Annotated in this window: 14 protein-coding genes; 11 read left to right on the forward strand and 3 right to left on the reverse strand. The window is 71.7% G+C overall.

Annotation, left to right across the window (positions count from 1 at the left end; translation table 11 throughout):
* Positions 1–7 precede the first annotated feature (7 nt).
* Positions 8–1,522, reverse strand: a complete 1,515-nt coding sequence (locus ACFE7W_RS07205; RefSeq protein WP_375424066.1) for a Dyp-type peroxidase — start codon at positions 1,520–1,522, stop codon at positions 8–10.
* A 120-nt stretch (positions 1,523–1,642) separates the two neighbouring features.
* Between ACFE7W_RS07205 and ACFE7W_RS07210 the strand changes: the two genes are divergently transcribed.
* The 4 genes from ACFE7W_RS07210 to ACFE7W_RS07225 all read left to right on the forward strand — a co-directional run bounded on the left by ACFE7W_RS07210 (position 1,643) and on the right by ACFE7W_RS07225 (position 8,299).
* Positions 1,643–2,383 carry a TIGR03936 family radical SAM-associated protein gene (locus tag ACFE7W_RS07210; protein ID WP_375424067.1) on the forward strand — a complete coding sequence of 247 codons (741 nt, stop codon included), beginning with the start codon at positions 1,643–1,645 and terminating at the stop codon, positions 2,381–2,383.
* A gap of 304 nt (positions 2,384–2,687) precedes the next feature.
* On the forward strand, positions 2,688–5,783 hold the full coding sequence (locus ACFE7W_RS07215; protein ID WP_375424068.1) for an Rne/Rng family ribonuclease: 3,096 nt from the start codon (positions 2,688–2,690) through the stop codon (positions 5,781–5,783).
* 67 nt (positions 5,784–5,850) lie between these two features.
* Positions 5,851–7,266, forward strand: coding sequence for an FAD-dependent oxidoreductase (locus ACFE7W_RS07220; RefSeq protein WP_375424069.1), 1,416 nt, complete (start codon positions 5,851–5,853; stop codon positions 7,264–7,266).
* 13 nt (positions 7,267–7,279) lie between these two features.
* The gene (locus ACFE7W_RS07225) at positions 7,280–8,299 is read left to right on the forward strand and encodes an LLM class flavin-dependent oxidoreductase (RefSeq protein ID WP_375424070.1); all 1,020 of its coding nucleotides are present in this window, start codon (positions 7,280–7,282) and stop codon (positions 8,297–8,299) included.
* A 63-nt stretch (positions 8,300–8,362) separates the two neighbouring features.
* On the opposite strand, the gene ACFE7W_RS07230 is transcribed toward ACFE7W_RS07225, so the two are convergent.
* Positions 8,363–8,749, reverse strand: coding sequence for a DUF3037 domain-containing protein (locus ACFE7W_RS07230; RefSeq protein ID WP_375424071.1), 387 nt, complete (start codon positions 8,747–8,749; stop codon positions 8,363–8,365).
* Positions 8,746–9,519, reverse strand: coding sequence for a HipA family kinase (locus tag ACFE7W_RS07235; RefSeq protein WP_375424072.1), 774 nt, complete (start codon positions 9,517–9,519; stop codon positions 8,746–8,748). Before ACFE7W_RS07235 ends, ACFE7W_RS07230 begins: the two co-directional genes overlap by 4 nt.
* Positions 9,520–9,653: 134 nt before the next feature.
* On the opposite strand from ACFE7W_RS07235, the gene rplU reads away from it, so the two are divergent.
* The 7 genes from rplU (at position 9,654) to ACFE7W_RS07270 (ending at position 16,951) form a co-directional block, all read left to right on the forward strand.
* The gene (rplU, locus tag ACFE7W_RS07240; RefSeq protein WP_375424073.1) at positions 9,654–9,962 is read left to right on the forward strand and encodes a 50S ribosomal protein L21; all 309 of its coding nucleotides are present in this window, start codon (positions 9,654–9,656) and stop codon (positions 9,960–9,962) included.
* A gap of 25 nt (positions 9,963–9,987) precedes the next feature.
* On the forward strand, positions 9,988–10,266 hold the full coding sequence (rpmA, locus tag ACFE7W_RS07245) for a 50S ribosomal protein L27 (RefSeq protein ID WP_375424074.1): 279 nt from the start codon (positions 9,988–9,990) through the stop codon (positions 10,264–10,266).
* A gap of 103 nt (positions 10,267–10,369) precedes the next feature.
* On the forward strand, positions 10,370–11,839 hold the full coding sequence (obgE, locus tag ACFE7W_RS07250) for a GTPase ObgE (protein WP_375424075.1): 1,470 nt from the start codon (positions 10,370–10,372) through the stop codon (positions 11,837–11,839).
* Positions 11,840–11,884: 45 nt separating this feature from the next.
* Positions 11,885–13,039, forward strand: coding sequence for a glutamate 5-kinase (gene proB / locus ACFE7W_RS07255; RefSeq protein ID WP_375424076.1), 1,155 nt, complete (start codon positions 11,885–11,887; stop codon positions 13,037–13,039).
* Between the two features lie 200 nt (positions 13,040–13,239).
* The gene (locus ACFE7W_RS07260; RefSeq protein ID WP_375424077.1) at positions 13,240–14,928 is read left to right on the forward strand and encodes an ABC transporter substrate-binding protein; all 1,689 of its coding nucleotides are present in this window, start codon (positions 13,240–13,242) and stop codon (positions 14,926–14,928) included.
* A gap of 30 nt (positions 14,929–14,958) precedes the next feature.
* The gene (locus ACFE7W_RS07265; protein ID WP_375424078.1) at positions 14,959–15,984 is read left to right on the forward strand and encodes an ABC transporter permease; all 1,026 of its coding nucleotides are present in this window, start codon (positions 14,959–14,961) and stop codon (positions 15,982–15,984) included.
* Between the two features lie 22 nt (positions 15,985–16,006).
* The gene (locus tag ACFE7W_RS07270; protein WP_375424079.1) at positions 16,007–16,951 is read left to right on the forward strand and encodes an ABC transporter permease; all 945 of its coding nucleotides are present in this window, start codon (positions 16,007–16,009) and stop codon (positions 16,949–16,951) included.
* Position 16,952 lies beyond the last annotated feature (1 nt).

Consider the following 16,952-nt stretch of genomic DNA (forward strand, 5'->3'; position numbering starts at 1 on the left):
GCTCGGCTCACAGGGTCGTGAGCGCGGTGGTGGAGGGCGCGAAGAAGTACTCACCGCCCTGCATCGACACGAAGTGCGACACGCTCAGGTCGGGCCGGTCCGCCGGGTCCAGCGTGACCGGTGCGGCGCCGCGGAAGTGCGTCGTCGCGTCGCTCGACTGGCCGATGATCGGGTCCAGGCCCGAACCCGCCTGGGCGAAGTCGGCGTTGTCGGCCCACCGCTGCTGGACGAACTCGAACTGGTCGGCGATCGAGGTCACGTAGCACTTGAAGAGGAGCCCGCGCTGCTGCCCGGGGTCGCTGACGCCGGTGAGCGCCTCCTGGTGGCTCAGCTCGGGCCCGAACGCGATCCCGCGCCGCATCATCCGGTGCGTCTGGGTGAACGCCTCGGCGGCGTCCACGACCGACTGCTCCGGCTCGAGGTCGGTGCTGAACGGCGTGTCGTCACGCGGGTAGGCCTTCCGGACGTGCGCGGCGTAGGGGCAGCGGGTGCCGTCGCGGTCCTTGTCGAACTCGAAGTCGTTCTCGGCTCCGGTGCCCTCGGCGAGGGCGGGGTCGTCGTGGAGCGGCGACATCACCAGCGGGGCGCCGCTCTTCCAGCGGCCGACGAGCTGGGCGCCCATCAGCTCGGGCGTGACCGGGTTGTCCGCCGTGGTCGCGGTCGCGGCGAGGGACTTCACGGCGAGGTCGAACTCGGGCACGTGCTGGACCAGTCGGCGGAAGACCAGGAAGGAGCCGTTCCTCATCACCGGGACCGGCGGCGTGGACTTGGCTCCCTTGGTGCGGAAGGTCGGTCCGGCCGGGTTCTGGCCGAGGTAGCCGAAGACGAACTCCCCGGGCCAGAGCAGGTCCTGCCCCAGCGAGCCCTGGTCGGGGTGCCCGGCCGGGTCGACGCTCGGGGTGACGGCCTGGCCGTCCGGGGTCCGTCCACGGACGCCCGGCTGGGAGACCCCGTCGGCGTAGCCGAAGTGCTCGTGGCCGTGCACCGGGTCGGGCCGGACGGTCCCGGCCTCCTCGTGCACGAGGGTCCAGCCGTTGGTGCCCACCGGAGCCAGGTGCAGGGCGATGGTGTCGTCGATCTCGGCCCGCGAGGCGCCGGTGAGGACGAAGACCCCGTCGACGGGTTGGCCCGGGCCGAGCACCGACCAGTCGGTGCCCGGCGGGTCGGCGAGCACGTCGGTGCGGCCGGCCATGCCGGCGCGGAACGCGGCCAGCTCGGCCGGGGTGTCCATCCCGGCGACGCCCAGCTTGGTCAGGCCGGCGAAGGTGAAGGCGACGTTGAGACCGGGGACCGGCAGCAGGGTCTCGACGCCGGCCTGCTTGCGCCGGGTGACCTCCGCACGCTGCTCGAGCGCCTCGGCCATCGAGGTGAACGGCAGGGCGTGGAGGAAGGGTCGGAACGTCGTGACGTCGTCGATGGTGAAGAACAGCAGTGCCTCGTCCTTCTTCAGCAGGCCCGGCAGGATGTCGCCCTGGATGGCGTGGGTGTCGAGCTGTGGTTCGGCGTTCAGGTTTCGGCTCATCGGCCGGCCTCCTCGTGAGGGTGGTGGCGCGCCCCGCGGAGCGCCGGGCGTCTGCCCTTGCTCGAAGGAGCCGCTAGCCGACCGGCTGATACTCAACGGCCCCGCCGGTAGGTTGTCGGCGTGGCAGGACGCACGCAGCCCGAGCAGCAGGCGCCTCCGGTGCAACGGCTCCGGATCCGCTACGCCAAGCGCGGCCGCGCCCGGTTCACCAGCCACCGCGACTTCGGCCGGGCGTTCGAGCGGGCCCTGCGCCGCGCGGGCGTCCCGATGGCGTACTCGTCCGGCTTCAGCCCGCACCCGCGCATCTCCTACGCGAACGCCTCGCCGACCGGTGCGGCCAGCGAGGCCGAGTACCTGGAGATCGGGTTGTCGCAGGTGTGCGACGCCGCCGCGGTCCAACGGGCGCTGGACGCGGCCCTGCCGCCCGGCCTGGACATCGTCGAGGTCGTGCCCGCGTCACCCGGCGCGCTGGCGGACCTCCTCACCGGTTCGCGCTGGACGGTCGAACTGGTCGGGGTGGCGGAGATCACCCTCCGGACGGCGGTGGACCAGCTGCTGGCCAGCGAGCAGGCGCCCGTCGAACGGTTGACCAAGAACGGCATCCGGGCCTTCGACGCGCGGGCCGCCCTGATCGGGCTGGAGGTGGGCCCGTCGACGCGCGCGGACGCGGCGGGGCCGGGGGAGGGCGGGTGGACGCTGGCGATGACCCTGGCCCACACGGTGCCGGCCGTCCGCCCCGATGATGTGCTCGCCGCGCTGGTGTCCCTGGTACCGGCGGTCGCGCCGGCCCTGCCGCCCGTACTGACGAGGTGGGCCCAGGGCGTGCTCGACCCCGCGACCGGCCTCGTCCGCGAGCCCTGACCGGCCCGAGAAGCCGGCCGGGGCGTGCACGACACCGGGATCGGTGGTGCCGTGTGGGATACTGGCGGCGATCGCACGTCGTCAGGCGTGCGGTCCCGATGAGACGTGGTGGGGTGACAGTCCGCCACGACGGTGCTGATCTCGGTTCTCCACCGCGACGAGCCAGCCTGCGCGTGTGACGCAGGCGGCGCTTGACCGCGGGAGGCCCGCCTCACCACATCGGTCCACGGAAGCTTCCGCTGCCCGGCTCGCGAGCCGGAGCGCGAACGAGTAGGACGCGGCAACGCGTTCACAAGGAGTACGGATGCTCGAACACGAGCCCGACACGAACAACCCGACCGACGGACCCGTGACGAGCGGCGCTTCCGACCCGGTCACCGACCAGGCCGCAGCCCGACCCCCCCGCCGCCGACGCGCGGCCAGTCGCCCGGCCGGGCCCCCGTCGACCGCCCCCGACGCTCCGCCGATCGAGCACGTCGTCACCGAGGCGCCCGCTTCCGAGGCGCCCGCTTCCGAGGTGCCCATCCCCGAGACACCTGGACTGCCCGAGACGAAAGCGGCTCCGGAGCTTCCGGTCGCCGAGACGGTGGGCCTCGACGAGGCCCTGCCGGTCAAGAAGCCTGTCCGCAAGGCCGCCGCCAAGCGCCCCGCGAAGAAGGCGGCCGCCGCGCCGGAGCAGGCCGCCCTGCCGGAGAGCGTCCTGGCTGACGGCGTCGTGACTGAGGACGTCGTGACTGAGGACGTCGTGACTGGCGCGCCTGAGGACGGGACCACGTCCGAGACCGCTCCGGCCCCCCGGACGCGAGCCCCGCGCAAGCGGGCACCCCGCAAGGTCGCTGCCCCAGCCGAGGAGGCCCCGGCCGTCGCCGAGGACGAGCCCGCCGAGGAGCAGGCTGCCGAGACAGCGCCCGAGCCTCCAGCCCCGAGCTATGCGATCTCCTTCAGTGCCGGCCCGCTGAGCCAGGACGACCTGAGGACCGACGCCCTGCGGCCGGCCGTCGCGCCGGCTACGGCTGCTCCGGCCGAGGACGCTCCCGTCGAGGACGCAGCCGCTCCGGCCGAGGACGCGTCGGGCGACCGCCAGGACGCCGGGGACGAGTCCGGCCAGGCCGAGGACGAGAGCGACACCAACGACGAGTCCGAGCACGAGGGCGGTGACGGGCGCCGTCGCCGTCGTCGTCGCGGCGGCCGGCGTCGCCGTCGCACCGGCAGCGACGAGGACCGCGAGGACACCTCCGTCGAGTCCGAGTCCGACGCCGACGCCGACGCCGACGGCGACGATGACTCTGCCCCGGCCGCGACGAGCACCGCCCCGGACCACCAGCCCGAGGCCCAACCGGACGTCAGCGAGAGCGCTGCGGACGAGGACTCCGGCAACGAGGACGACGGGGACACCGAGGGCGACGGGTCGCGCCGTCGACGCCGGCGGCGTCGTCGTCGGGGGGAGGACTCCGCCTCCGCCCCCGATGACCCGACCGAGGTCGTGGTGCGGGTGCGCGAGCCGCGCCGCAGCACCAAGTCGGCCGGCACGGGGTCGGACAGCTCAGGGGTCACCGGCATCGAGGGCTCGACCCGGATGGAGGCCAAGCGTCAGCGTCGCCGGGACGGCCGTGAGGCCGGTCGTCGTCGTGCGCCGATCCTCAGCGAGGCCGAGTTTCTGGCCCGCCGGGAGTCGGTCAGCCGCAAGATGATCATCCGGCAGGCCGACGACCTCTCCCAGATCGCCGTGATCGAGGACGACATCCTCGTCGAGCACTACGTCGACCGGGACTCCGCGGCCTCGCTGATCGGCAACGTCTACCTCGGCCGCGTGCAGAACGTGCTGCCGTCGATGGAGGCTGCCTTCATCGACATCGGCCGGGGCCGCAACGCCGTCCTCTACGCCGGTGAGGTCGACTGGGACTCCTTCGGCGCCGAGGGCCAGGGCCGCAAGGTCGAGCGGGTCCTCAAGTCGGGCCAGACCATCCTGGTGCAGGTCACCAAGGACCCGGTCGGGGCCAAGGGTGCGCGGCTGACGAACCACGTCTCCATCCCGGGCCGCTACATCGTCTACGCGCCCAGCGGACACCTGTCCGGCATCTCGCGCAAGCTACCCGACACCGAGCGCAAGCGGCTCAAGGACATCCTGTCCGACCTGATCGGGGAGGCCAGCGTCATCGTGCGCACGGCGGCTGAGGGGGCGAGCGAGGACGAGCTCGTCCGCGACGTCAACCGGCTGAAGGCCCAGTGGGCCGACATCGAGAAGAAGGTCAAGGCCGGCCAGTCGCCGCAGCTGCTCTACGGCGAGCCCGACCTCACCGTCCGGATCGTCCGCGACCTGTTCACCGAGGACTTCTCCGAGCTGATCATCCAGGGCAACGGCGCCGCGAACGACGCGTACGAGGCCGTGGAGGCCTACGTCACCCACGTCGCCCCGCACCTGGCCGACCGGCTGCGCGGCTGGAACCCCGCCGAGCGCGGTGACCTGTTCGCCGAGTACCGGCTGGACGAGCAGATCGCCAAGGGGCTGGAGCGCAAGGTCTTCCTGCCCTCGGGCGGCTCGCTGGTGATCGACCGCACCGAGGCCATGACGGTGATCGACGTCAACACCGGCAAGTTCACCGGCAGCGGCGGCAACCTCGAGGCGACGGTCACGTCGAACAACCTCGAGGCGGCCGAGGAGATCGTCAACCAGCTACGGCTGCGCGACGTCGGGGGCATCATCGTCATCGACTTCATCGACATGGTGCTGCCCGCCAACCGCGAGCTGCTGCTCCGCCGGCTGGTGGAGTGCCTGGGCCGCGACCGGACCCGGCACCAGGTGGCCGAGGTCACCAGCCTGGGTCTGGTCCAGATGACCCGCAAGAAGATCGGCACCGGTCTGGCCGAGGCCTTCACCACCGAGTGCCCGCACTGCCACGGCCGGGGCGTGGAGATCCACGACCTGCCCGTCGACTCCCAGCGCCAGGCCGACGGGGGCGCCCGCGACGGTGGTCGCCGCGACCAGCGACGGGGCGGCGGGGCCTCCAACGGTGGCGGGTCCCACGGGGGCAGCTCCAACGGCTCCGGGAACGGTGCCCCGAGCCCCGCTCACCGTGCGCCGATGCCGCCCGAGCTGCGGCCGCACCACGAGCCGGAGAGCCGGCCCGAACCTGAGGTCCAGCCCGAGGCCGAGACCCAGCCCGAGGCCGAGACCCAGCCCGAGCCGGTGACCCAGCCCGAGACGCAAGCTGAGGTCGAGCCGTTGCCTGAGGTCGAGACGGTGGCCGAGACGGTGGTGGTGCCAGAGCCGGAGCCGGAGGCTCCGAAGGCGCCGCCGCGCCGACGTCGCGCGACCCGTCAGCAGGGGGCTCCGACGGCCGCGGACCCGCAGGCTGCGCCGGCGAGCGACCCGCAGGGGGAGCCCGTTCCGGCCAGCTGAGGACTTGGGTGGAGAAGTCGTGGGTAGTCGGACGACTTCTCCACACACGGTCACCCATACTGGGCCGGTGAGCGACGAGGCGACCCCGCTGGTGGTGGCGGTGGTCGGTGCCGGACCGTCGGGCATCTACGCTGCCGAGGCGTTGACCGTGCAGTCCCAGCTACCTGTCGAGGTGGCGGTGATCGACCGGCTCCCGGTGCCGTTCGGCCTGGTCCGCTACGGCGTCGCCCCGGACCACGAGGCGATCCGCTCCATCCGGCACACCCTGGAGCGGACCCTCGCCGAGCCGGGCGTCGCCTTCTACGGCGACGTGACCATCGGCCGGGACCTCGTGATCGAGGAGCTGCGCGCCAGCGTGGACGCGGTCGTCTACGCCTACGGCGCGGGCAGCGACAAGCGGCTGGGCATCCCGGGCGAGGACCTCACCGGCAGCCTTGCCGCACCGGAGTTCGTCGCCTGGTACTGCGGCCATCCCGACGTCCACCCGGACGCGCACACCCGTCCGGACGGGGGCAGCGCGGCCGACCACCGGCTCGCCGACCTGGTCACCGGAGCCACCTCCGCCGTCGTCGTGGGCGTCGGCAACGTGGCGCTCGACGTGGCCCGGGTGCTGCTCAAGACCGCGCCGGAGCTCGCCGAGACCGACATGGCTGATGAGGTGCTCGAGTCCCTGGCCGGCAAGCAGGTCACCGACGTGCACGTCCTCGGCCGGCGTGGGCCGGCGTACACGGCCTTCACCACCAAGGAACTGCGGGAGCTGGGCCAGCTGCCCGACCTCGACATCGTCCTCAGCGCTGCCGACCTCGAGCTCGACGCCTCCAGCGAGGCCGCGGTGGGCCAGGACAAGGTCGCCGCCCGGAACGTCGCCGTGATGCGGACCTGGGCCGAGCGATCCTCGACCGGCGCCTCTCGGCGTGTCCACCTGCACTTCTGGACCCGCCCGACCCGCATCCTCGGCGGCGACCGGGTCACCGGGATCGAGCTGGAACGAACCACCATCGGGCCGGACGGCTTCGTCGAGGGCACCGGCGAGCTGACCGAGGTCTCGGCGCAGCTGGTCGTCCGCTCGGTCGGCTACCGCGGTGTCGCCCTGCCCGGCGTGCCCTACGACGCGAGCACCGGCCGCGTCCCGCACGCCGAGGGTCGGGTGATCCGCGACGGCGCGTTCTCACCCGACGAGTACGTGACCGGCTGGATCAAGCGTGGACCGACGGGGGTGATCGGCACCAACCGCTCCGACGCCGTGGAGACGGTCCGCTCGCTGCTGGCCGACGTCGACGCCGGCCGGTTAGTCGCCCGGGGCCGCTCGGGCCGGCTCGAGCAGCTGCTCACCGGCCGGGGGATCACGGCCCTCGACCTGCCGGCGTGGCGGCGGATCGACGCCGCCGAGGTGGCGCTCGGGGCCAGCCACGGCCGGCTCCGCACCACACTCGCGCACCGCGTCGAGCTGCTGGCCGCAGCGGGAACAAGCGCGGAAGATTGACGGTTCAACCACTATGCAGAACATCGGGTTTCTGACCTTCGGGCACTGGCAGGCCATCCCGCACTCCCAGGTGCGGACGGGCGCGGACGCGCTGCTCCAGACCGTCGAGCTCGCGGAGGCGGCTGAGGAGCTTGGGCTGCAGGGCGCGTACGTCCGGGTCCACCACTTCGCCCGCCAGCTCTCGGCTCCGTTCCCGCTGCTCGCGGCCATGGCCGCGCGGACGCGGCGGATCGAGCTCGGTACGGGGGTGATCGACATGCGCTATGAGAACCCGCTCTACATGGCCGAGGAGGCCGCGGTCGCCGACCTGATCAGCGGTGGCCGACTGCAGCTCGGCGTGAGCCGGGGGTCGCCCAGCGAGGCGCTCCGCGGCTACGAGAGCTTCGGCTACCGGGTGGCCGAGGGCGCGACGGAGACCGAGGACGCGCGCTCGCGTACCGAGCTGTTCCGCTCCGCCGTCGCCGGCTCGCCGATGGCGCGGACCGACCCGCGCTTCACCGGCGTCGACGGCACCCTGGCCGTGACGCCGCGCTCGCCCGGGCTGGAGGACCGGATCTGGTGGGGTTCGGGCACCCGCGAGACCGCCCGCTGGGCCGGTGAGCAGGGCTACCACCTGATGAGCTCGACGCTGCTCACCGAGGACACCGGGGTGCCGTTCGGTGAGCTGCAGGCCGAGCAGATCAACCTCTTCCGCAAGTCGTGGGCCGAGGCAGGCTGGGAGCGGACACCGCGGGTCTCGGTCAGCCGGAGCGTGCTGCCCATCACCAGCGACGAGGACCGTGCCTACTTCGGTGGTCGCGACGACGACGACCAGGTCGGCGTCCTCGAGGGCGTCCGCTCCCGCTTCGGCCGGAGCTACACCGGGGAGCCCGACGCCATCGCCGCCGAGCTGGCGGCTGACCCGGCGGTCCAGGCGGCCGACACCCTGCTGGTCACCGTCCCCAACATGCTCGGCGTCGCCTACAACACCCGGATGCTCGCCACCATCGCCCGCGACATCGCCCCGGCCCTGGGCTGGACGCCGGCTCCCTGACCGACCTGTCAGAAACCAGTTGTCCTCTGGGGCAACTCAGTTCTGACACGTCGGGTTCGGGTCTCAGGCCGGCGGCGCGACCAGCCGGGTCAGCAGCCCGGCGAGGGTCTGCTCGGGGTCGTCGGTGAGGCCGGCGTGCACGGGGGAGGGCTGGACCACCGTGCTGCGCGGCGCGGTCAGCTGGCCGAAGGTGTAGGCCAGGCCGGTGTTCTCCCGGGCGGTGCCCTCCGGCCGCCGGCAGGCCAGCACCACCGCGTCGGCCGAGGTCGAGACGGCGTCCAGGTCCACGTCGACGTCGAGGGCGCGCAGCCGGACCGGGTCCAGGACGACGGAGGCACGCAGGTAGTCCAGGCCCTGGCAGTAGAGGATCACGCCGACGTTGACGAACTCGCCGCGGTCGATCCGGGGGACGGCGCGCAGCACGGCGTACTGGAACGCGTGCCGGCTCACGGTCTGGCCTCCGCCGGCAGCCAGCGCTCGGCCGCAGCCAGCCGGGCCAGCAGGTAATCGGTGTAGAGGCTGCGCGCGGCGGCTGCGTCCTGGGGCGCGCGGGCGTCCGGCCGGGTCGGGTCGGGCAGCAGCCACTCGTCGGGCACCAGGCCCAGGACCTCGGTCACCAGGGCGGACGTCACCCGGGCCGCCAGCTCCTCGTGCACTCGGCGCGGGTCGCCGATCCGGGCCAGCACGTGGTCGCCGTAGTGGTACGCGGAGCCGGCGAACGTCCCGACGTCGCCCCAGGAGTGGTGGAAGCGCAGGCAGGCGCCATGGTCGATCGCCCACAGGCTCCGGTGCCAGATCAGCAGGTTGGTGTTCCGGGCGCTGCGGTCCACGTTGGCCACGAAGGCGTCCAGCCAGACGATCGCCGCCGCCACGACCGGCTCGACGTCGAAGCTGCGGTCGTACCCGACCGAGCCCGGCAGGAAGTCCACCGCCAGGTTGAGCCCGGCGCTGGTGGTGACCAGCTCCTGCACCTCCTCGTCCGGCTCGCGTCGGCCGATCTCGGCGTCCACCTCGATCAGCGCGAGCTCGGGCACGGCGATCCCGAGCGCGCGGGCCAGCTCGCCCACCACGATCTCGGCGACCAGCGCTTTCGGTCCCTGACCCGCACCGGTGAACTTGACCACGTACGTCCCGAGGTCGTCGGCCTCCATCAGGCCGGGTAGCGAGCCGCCCTCGCGCAGCGGCGTCAGGTAGGCCGTGGCGCTGATCCGGGGGAGCACGGTGACACAGTAGTGGCGGGCAGACCGCTCGTTTGACCCCCCGATGGCCGCCGCGTAACCTTGACCCTCGGCGTGCGCCCGACTTCGGTTGTGCGGGCATGCCCTCCGAAAACATCCAAGAGAGTAGGTCAGGCGTGTACGCAGTTGTGCGTAGTGGCGGCCGCCAGCACAAGGTCAGCGTCGGCGACGTCCTCGAGCTCGACAAGTTCGACGGTGCGGTGGGGTCGACCTTGACCCTGCAGCCGTTGCTGCTGGTCGACGGCGAGACCGTCACCTCCGCGGCGTCCGCGCTGGAGTCGGTGTCGGTGACCGCTGAGGTCCTCGGCGCGTCCAAGGGTCCGAAGATCCACATCCTCAAGTACAAGAACAAGACCGGCTACCGCAAGCGCCAGGGGCACCGTCAGCACTACACCCAGGTCCGCGTCACCGGTATCGACAGCTGAGCCGAAAGAGCTAAGGGACACTGACATGGCACACAAGAAGGGCGCATCGTCCACCCGGAACGGCCGCGACTCCAACGCTCAGCGCCTCGGCGTGAAGCGCTTCGGCGGCCAGCTGGTCAACGCGGGCGAGATCATCGTCCGCCAGCGCGGCACCCACTTCCACCCCGGAGACGGCGTTGGTCGCGGTGGCGACGACACCCTTTTCGCGCTCCGCGAGGGCCACGTCGAGTTCGGCACCAAGCGCGGCCGTCGGGTCGTCAACATCACGATCCCGGCCCCGGTCGAGGCGACTGTCTCCGCCTAGCTCCCAGCAGCACACGAACGACTCAGGAGGGTGGCCCTTTCGGGGGCCGCCCTCCTGTCATCTTCACTCCCGGTCATCCCGACCCGTACGAAAGGAGCGCGGCATGGCGATCCCCAGCTTCGTCGACCAGGTCACGCTGCACGTCTACGGCGGTAACGGCGGCCACGGCGTCGCCTCGGTCCACCGGGAGAAGTTCAAGCCGCTCGGCGGCCCCGACGGCGGCAACGGGGGCGACGGCGGCTCGGTGATCCTGCGCGTCGAGCACGGGCTGACCACCCTGGTCGACTACCACCGCCAGTCCCACCGTCGCGCCACGAACGGCCAGCCCGGCCGCGGCGACCACAACAACGGGGCGAACGGTGAGGACATCGTCCTGGCCGTCCCCGACGGCACGGTAATCCTCGACGCCGACAGCGGGGAGCAGCTGGCCGACCTGACCGGTGAGGGCGCGGAGCTCGTCGTCGCCCAGGGCGGACGCGGCGGCCTCGGCAACGCCGCGCTCGCCTCCGCCGCGCGCAAGGCGCCCGGCTTCGCCCTGCTGGGCGAGGAGGGAGAGACGCGGACCGTCACCCTCGAGCTCAAGGTGGTGGCCGACGTCGGTCTGGTCGGCTTCCCGAGCGCCGGCAAGTCCTCGCTGGTGGCCGCCATCTCGCGCGCCCGGCCCAAGATCGCCGACTACCCCTTCACGACGCTGGTGCCGAACCTCGGCGTCGTCGTCGCCGGCGAGACCACCTACACCGTCGCCGACGTTCCCGGCCTGATCGAGGGCGCGAGCGAGGGCCGTGGCCTCGGGCACGACTTCCTCCGCCACATCGAGCGCTGCGCCGCGCTGGTGCACGTGCTCGACTGCGCGACCTTCGAGCCGGGACGTGACCCGCTCAGCGACCTCGACGTGATCGAGGCCGAGCTCAGCGCCCACGGCGGGCTGGAGGACCGGCCGCGGCTGGTGGCGCTGAACAAGGTGGACATCCCGGACGCGCGCGAGCTGGCTGAGCTCGTCGCCGACGACGTCCGGGCTCGCGGCCTCGCGGTCTTCGAGATCTCGACCAAGAGCGGTGCCGGCCTGCAGGCCCTCACCTTCGCCATGGCCGAGCTGGTCGCCGCTCGCCGTGCTGCGATGCCGGCCCCGGCGCCGCAGCGGATCGTGCTGCGCCCGAGGCCCGTCGGCAAGGGCGGTGAGTTCACCATCCGGCAGGAGGGCGAGCTGTGGCGCGTCCGCGGCGAGAAGCCCGAGCGCTGGGTGCGCCAGACCGACTTCAACAACACCGAGGCGGTCGGCTACCTGGCCGACCGGCTCAACCGGATCGGCATCGAGGACCGCCTGCTCGACCTGGGCGCCCGGGCCGGTGACGGCGTCGCCATCGGTGGCGAGGACGCGGTGGTCTTCGACTTCGCGCCCCAGGTCGACGTCGGTGCGGAGATCCTCAGCCGTCGCGGCGAGGACCAGCGCTTCACCGAGGAACGTCCCGCCGCCCGTCGCCGTCGGGACAAGGACGCGGCCTACCATGCGCCGGAGGATGAGGAGTTCGTCAGCCTCGCGAGTCTGGACGCCGACAGCCCCGACCGTGACTGAGCTTCGCGCCCTGAGCCTGTCGAGGGCCTCGACGAGGTTGTGCTGATGGACCCACGGGAAGTCCGCGCCGCCATCGCCGAGGCCCAACGCGTGGTGGTCAAGGTGGGCTCGTCCTCGCTGACCACGGCCGAGGGTGGCATCGACCCGGCCCGGATCGAGGCCCTGGTCGACGCACTGGCGGCGGTCCGGCAGGCCGGCCGCGAGGTGGTGTTGGTCTCCTCCGGCGCGATTGCGGCGGGCCTGGCGCCGCTCGCCCTGCGCAGACGCCCGCGCGACCTGGCCACCCAGCAGGCCGCGGCGTCGGTGGGTCAGGGACTGCTGATGGGCTACTACACCCACCTCTTCGCCGCGCACGGGCTGGGCGTGGGGCAGGTGCTGCTCACCGTCGACGACGTGACCCGGCACGGGCACTACCGCAACGCGTTCCGCACCTTCGCCCGGCTGCTCGAGCTCGGGGTCGTCCCGGTGGTCAACGAGAACGACACCGTGGCCACCCACGAGATCCGCTTCGGCGACAACGACCGCCTCGCCGCCCTGGTCGCCCACCTGGTGCACGCCGACGCGCTGGTGCTGCTCAGCGACGTCGACTCCCTCTACACCGCCAAGCCGGGCACGCCCGGGGCGCGACGGATCTGCGACGTGCACGGCGAGGACGACCTGGTCGGCCTGGACGTCTCGGCGCGCGGCACCGCGGTCGGCACCGGGGGCATGATCACCAAGGTCGAGGCGGCCAAGATCGCCACCTCGGCGGCCATCCCGGTGGTGCTGACCGACGCCGGCTCGGCTGCTCGGGCCCTCGCCGGAGAGCCTGTCGGCACCTGCTTCCACCCCACCGGCAAGCGCCGCCCCACCCGGCTGCTCTGGCTGCGGCACGCCAGCGACGCCCAGGGCCGGCTGAAGCTGGACGCGGGGGCCGTCCGCGCCCTGGTCGAGCGGCACGCCTCGCTGCTGCCGGCCGGGGTGACCGGGGTCGAGGGCCAGTTCAGCGCGGGCGAGGCGGTCGACCTGGTCGGTCCGGACGGGACGGTGGTGGCGCGCGGGCTGGCCAACTACGACGCCGACGAGCTGCCGTCGCTGCTGGGCCGCAGCACCCGGGACCTCGCCGCCGAGCGCGGCGCGGGCTACGACCGCACCGTCGTGCACCGGGACGCACTGGTGCTGCTCGACGAGCCCGGATCCGCGTCAGCCGCCGATCACTAGTCGCCTAGCCGCGCAACAATCTGCTGCTGGGCCGGCCGGTCGCGCGTTCTTGTTACCGCCTGGTTCCGCCACACAGGCAATACGTGGCAATCTCTCAGCCCTGGGATAGGGTCAGAGCACTTTCCCAGTCCGACGCTTCCGAAGTGAACAGCAGACACTGGTCAGCCCCGGGGGCGTCGCCTGCACACCAGAGGTGGACGTTGACCAAGCCATACGCACGCAGCCGCTCGACCGCGTTCACGCGTACCGTCGCCGTGCTGGCCTCCGTCGCCGCCGTGACGGCCATGGCCTCCTGCGCGAAGAGCCAGCGCGACACCGGTAGCACCACGACCACCGGCGGGGACACCTCGTTCACCTTCGCCGCCTCGTCCGACCCGGTGATGCTCGACCCGGCGATGGCCAGCGACGGCGAGACCTTCCGCGTCTCCCGCCAGATCTTCGAGGGCCTCGTCGCCTCCAAGCCCGGCACCACCGACATCGAGGGTTCGCTCGCGACCAAGTGGGAGACGAGCAAGGACGGCAAGAGCACCACCTTCACGCTCCGCGACGGGGTCAAGTTCTCCGACGGCACCGCCTTCGACGGCAAGGCGGTCTGCGCCAACTTCGACCGCTGGTACAACTGGACCGGCGTCAACCAGTCCGAGAACATCAGCTACTACTACAACAGCCTGTTCAAGGGCTTCAAGACCGGCAAGACCGGCGGGATCTACGACAGCTGCAGTGCCCCGGACGCCACGACCGCGACGATCAAGCTGAAGAAGCCGTTCGCCAGCTTCGTCCAGGCCATGACGCTGCCGGCCTTCTCGATGCAGAGCCCGACCGCGCTCGAGAAGTACAACGCGGACAAGACCTCAGGCACCGACACCGACCCGCGCTTCTCCGAGTACGCGACCGCGCACCCCACCGGCACCGGCCCGTTCGTGTTCGAGAAGTGGGACCGTGGCCAGCAGGTCACCCTGAAGGCCAACCCGGACTACTGGGGCGACAAGGCCAAGACGCAGACGATCATCATCCGCACCATCAGCGACGCCAAGGCGCGCACCCAGGAGCTGCAGGCCGGAAACATCGACGGCTACGACCTGGTCGGCCCGGCCGACGTCCAGCCGCTGAAGGACGCCGGCTTCTCGATCGTGAACCGGCCGGCCTTCAACATCTTGTACCTGGGGTTCAACCAGAAGAACAAGGCGCTCGCCGACATCCGGGTCCGCCAGGCCCTCAACTACGCCATCGACCGGACTGCGGTGGTCAAGTCCTCGCTGCCCGAGGGCTCGGTGCCGGCGATCGAGTTCATGCCGCCGACCGTGGCCGGCTACAACGACAAGGTCAACGCCTACCCCTACGACCCGGACAAGGCCAAGCAGCTGCTCGCGGAGGCCGGACAGAGCAACCTGACGCTGAAGTTCGCCTACCCGACCGGGGTCTCCCGGCCCTACATGCCGGCCCCCGAGGACACCTTCGCGGTGGTCAAGTCCCAGCTGGAGAAGGTCGGGATCAAGATCACGCCGGTGGCGGCGAAGTGGAGCCCGGACTACCTCGACATGATCCAGGGCGACGCGGGGACGGACAAGCACGACATCCACCTGCTCGGCTGGACCGGCGACTACAACGACCCGGACAACTTCATCGGCGTCTTCTTCGGCCAGAAGTCCTCGGAGTGGGGCTTCAGCAACCCGAAGCTCTTCGCCGACCTGGCCAGCGCCCGTGAGCTGCCGACCCGCGACGAGCAGGTGGGGGCCTACGAGAAGATCAACGCCGAGATCGCCGACTACGCCCCGGGGGTCCCGCTGTCCCACCCGGCACCCTCGCTGGCCTTCTCCAAGAACGTGCAGGGCTTCACGCCCAGCCCGACCCAGGACGAGGTCTGGAACAACATCACCGTCAGCAAGTAGCAGCCAGCAGCCGCCGGGGAGGATGACGCGATGCTGAGATTCGTGATCCGGCGGCTGCTGCTGCTGGTCCCGGTGCTGGTCGGGCTGAGCCTGCTGCTGTTCGCCTGGGTACGGGCCCTGCCCGGCGACCCCGCCCGGGCGTTGCTGGGGGAGAAGGCGACCCCGGCCTCGATCGCCCAGGTGAACGAGCAGTACGGGTTCACCAAGCCGCTGGTGACGCAGTACCTGACCTACAGCGGTCGGCTGCTCCGCGGGGACTTCGGCATCTCGCCGCGGACGGGACTCCCGGTGCTCGGGACCTTCCTGGAACGGTTTCCGGCCACCGTCGAGCTGGCGGTCGCGGCGCTGATCTTCGCGGTCGTGCTGGGCATCCCGATCGGCTACCTGGCCGCCAAGAACGCGGGCGGCTGGCTCGACCGCATCTTCGTCGCAGGCTCGCTGCTCGGGGTCGTGGTCCCGGTGTTCGTGCTGGCCTACCTGCTCAAGATCGTCTTCGCCGTGGGCATCCCCGGGCCGCTGCACGTGCTGGCGGTGCTGCCGACCTCGGGACGTCAGGACCCACGGATCGACGCCACCCACATCACCAACTTCTACGTCCTGGACGGCCTGTTGACCCGGGAGTGGGACTCGGCCTGGAACGCGGTCACGCACCTGATCCTGCCGGGCATCGCGCTGGGCAGCATCCCGCTGGCGATCATCGTGCGGATGACGCGGGCGTCGGTGATCGAGGTGCTCAACGAGGACTACGTCCGCACCGCCCGCTCCAAGGGCCTGGCCCGGGGGCTGATCACCCGCCGGCACGTGCTCCGCAACGCGATGCTGCCGGTGACCACCACCATCGGCCTGCAGACCGGAGCCCTGCTCGCCGGTGCCGTCCTGACCGAGTCGGTGTTCGCGTTCAACGGCATCGGCTCCTACCTCTTCGACGCCATCAGCGGGTTGGACTTTGCTGTCCTGCAGGGTTTCATCCTCTTCATCGCCGTGATCTACGCCGTGATCAACTTGATCGTCGACCTGCTCTACGGCGTCATCGACCCCCGGCTGCGTGCCGCGTGAGCGGCCACGAGAGGAACCAGCGATGACCAGTGCGCTCGAGGTGATGCGGCCGAGCCGTCCGGCGGCGCTGGCGGCGCTGATGGGCGACGTCGAGGCCGACGACCGCGGCACCAGTCTCTGGCGGGGAGCCTTCGTCCGGCTCCGTCGCAACCCCAGCGCCATCATCGGGGCGGTGATCGTGCTCGTCTTCGTGGCCATCGCCCTCCTCGCGCCCCTGATCGCGCCGTACCCGCCGGCCGACACCGACTGGATCGACCAGGTCACGCCCAGCAGCGTGCCTGGGCCCTCACCCGGTCACCTCCTGGGTCTCGGGACGTTCGGTACGGACCTGTTCTCGCAGCTGGTCTACGGGGCGCGGGCGTCGCTGGTCATCGGCGTGGTGTCGACGGCGCTCGGTCTGTTCGGCGGGGCCGTCCTGGGTACGCTCGCGGGCGGACTCGGCGGTTGGGTGGACACCCTGGTGATGCGGGTGGTCGACATCCTGCTCTCCATCCCGTCGCTGCTGCTCGCGGTGAGCATCGCCGCGGTGCTGGGTCTGCGGCCGAGCGCCATCATGATCGCCATCGGCGCCGCGCAGGTGCCCATCTTCGCCCGGCTGCTGCGCGGCTCGATGCTCGCCCAGCGCAACCAGGACTACGTCCTGGCCTCGCGTTCGCTGGGTCTGAAACGGCAGGCGATCATCCTCGGCCACGTGCTGCCGAACTCGCTCGGACCCGTGATCGTGCAGGCCACGCTGACGCTGGCCACGGCGATCATCGAGGTCGCCGCCCTGTCCTACCTCGGACTGGGCGCGCCCGACCCGGCCACCGCCGAATGGGGCCGGATGCTGGTGAAGGCGCAGGACCGGCTGCAGTCCGACCCGCACCTGGCCCTGCTGCCGGGCATCTGCATCGCCATCACCGCCCTGGGCTTCACCCTGTTCGGCGAGGCCCTCCGGGAAGCGCTCGACCCCAAGTCGAGGAGATGAC

It is taken from the genome of uncultured Friedmanniella sp., assembly GCF_964244285.1.
GTDB lineage: Bacteria > Actinomycetota > Actinomycetes > Propionibacteriales > Propionibacteriaceae > Microlunatus.

Coding starts and splice junctions, on each gene's coding strand:
- ACFE7W_RS07205 (WP_375424066.1), bottom strand. CDS start 1,522: ATGAGCCGAAACCTGAACGCCGAACCACAGCTCGACACCCACGCCATC.
- ACFE7W_RS07215 (WP_375424068.1), top strand. CDS start 2,688: ATGCTCGAACACGAGCCCGACACGAACAACCCGACCGACGGACCCGTG.
- ACFE7W_RS07225 (WP_375424070.1), top strand. CDS start 7,280: ATGCAGAACATCGGGTTTCTGACCTTCGGGCACTGGCAGGCCATCCCG.
- rpmA (WP_375424074.1), top strand. CDS start 9,988: ATGGCACACAAGAAGGGCGCATCGTCCACCCGGAACGGCCGCGACTCC.
- obgE (WP_375424075.1), top strand. CDS start 10,370: ATGGCGATCCCCAGCTTCGTCGACCAGGTCACGCTGCACGTCTACGGC.
- proB (WP_375424076.1), top strand. CDS start 11,885: ATGGACCCACGGGAAGTCCGCGCCGCCATCGCCGAGGCCCAACGCGTG.
- ACFE7W_RS07265 (WP_375424078.1), top strand. CDS start 14,959: ATGCTGAGATTCGTGATCCGGCGGCTGCTGCTGCTGGTCCCGGTGCTG.
- ACFE7W_RS07270 (WP_375424079.1), top strand. CDS start 16,007: ATGACCAGTGCGCTCGAGGTGATGCGGCCGAGCCGTCCGGCGGCGCTG.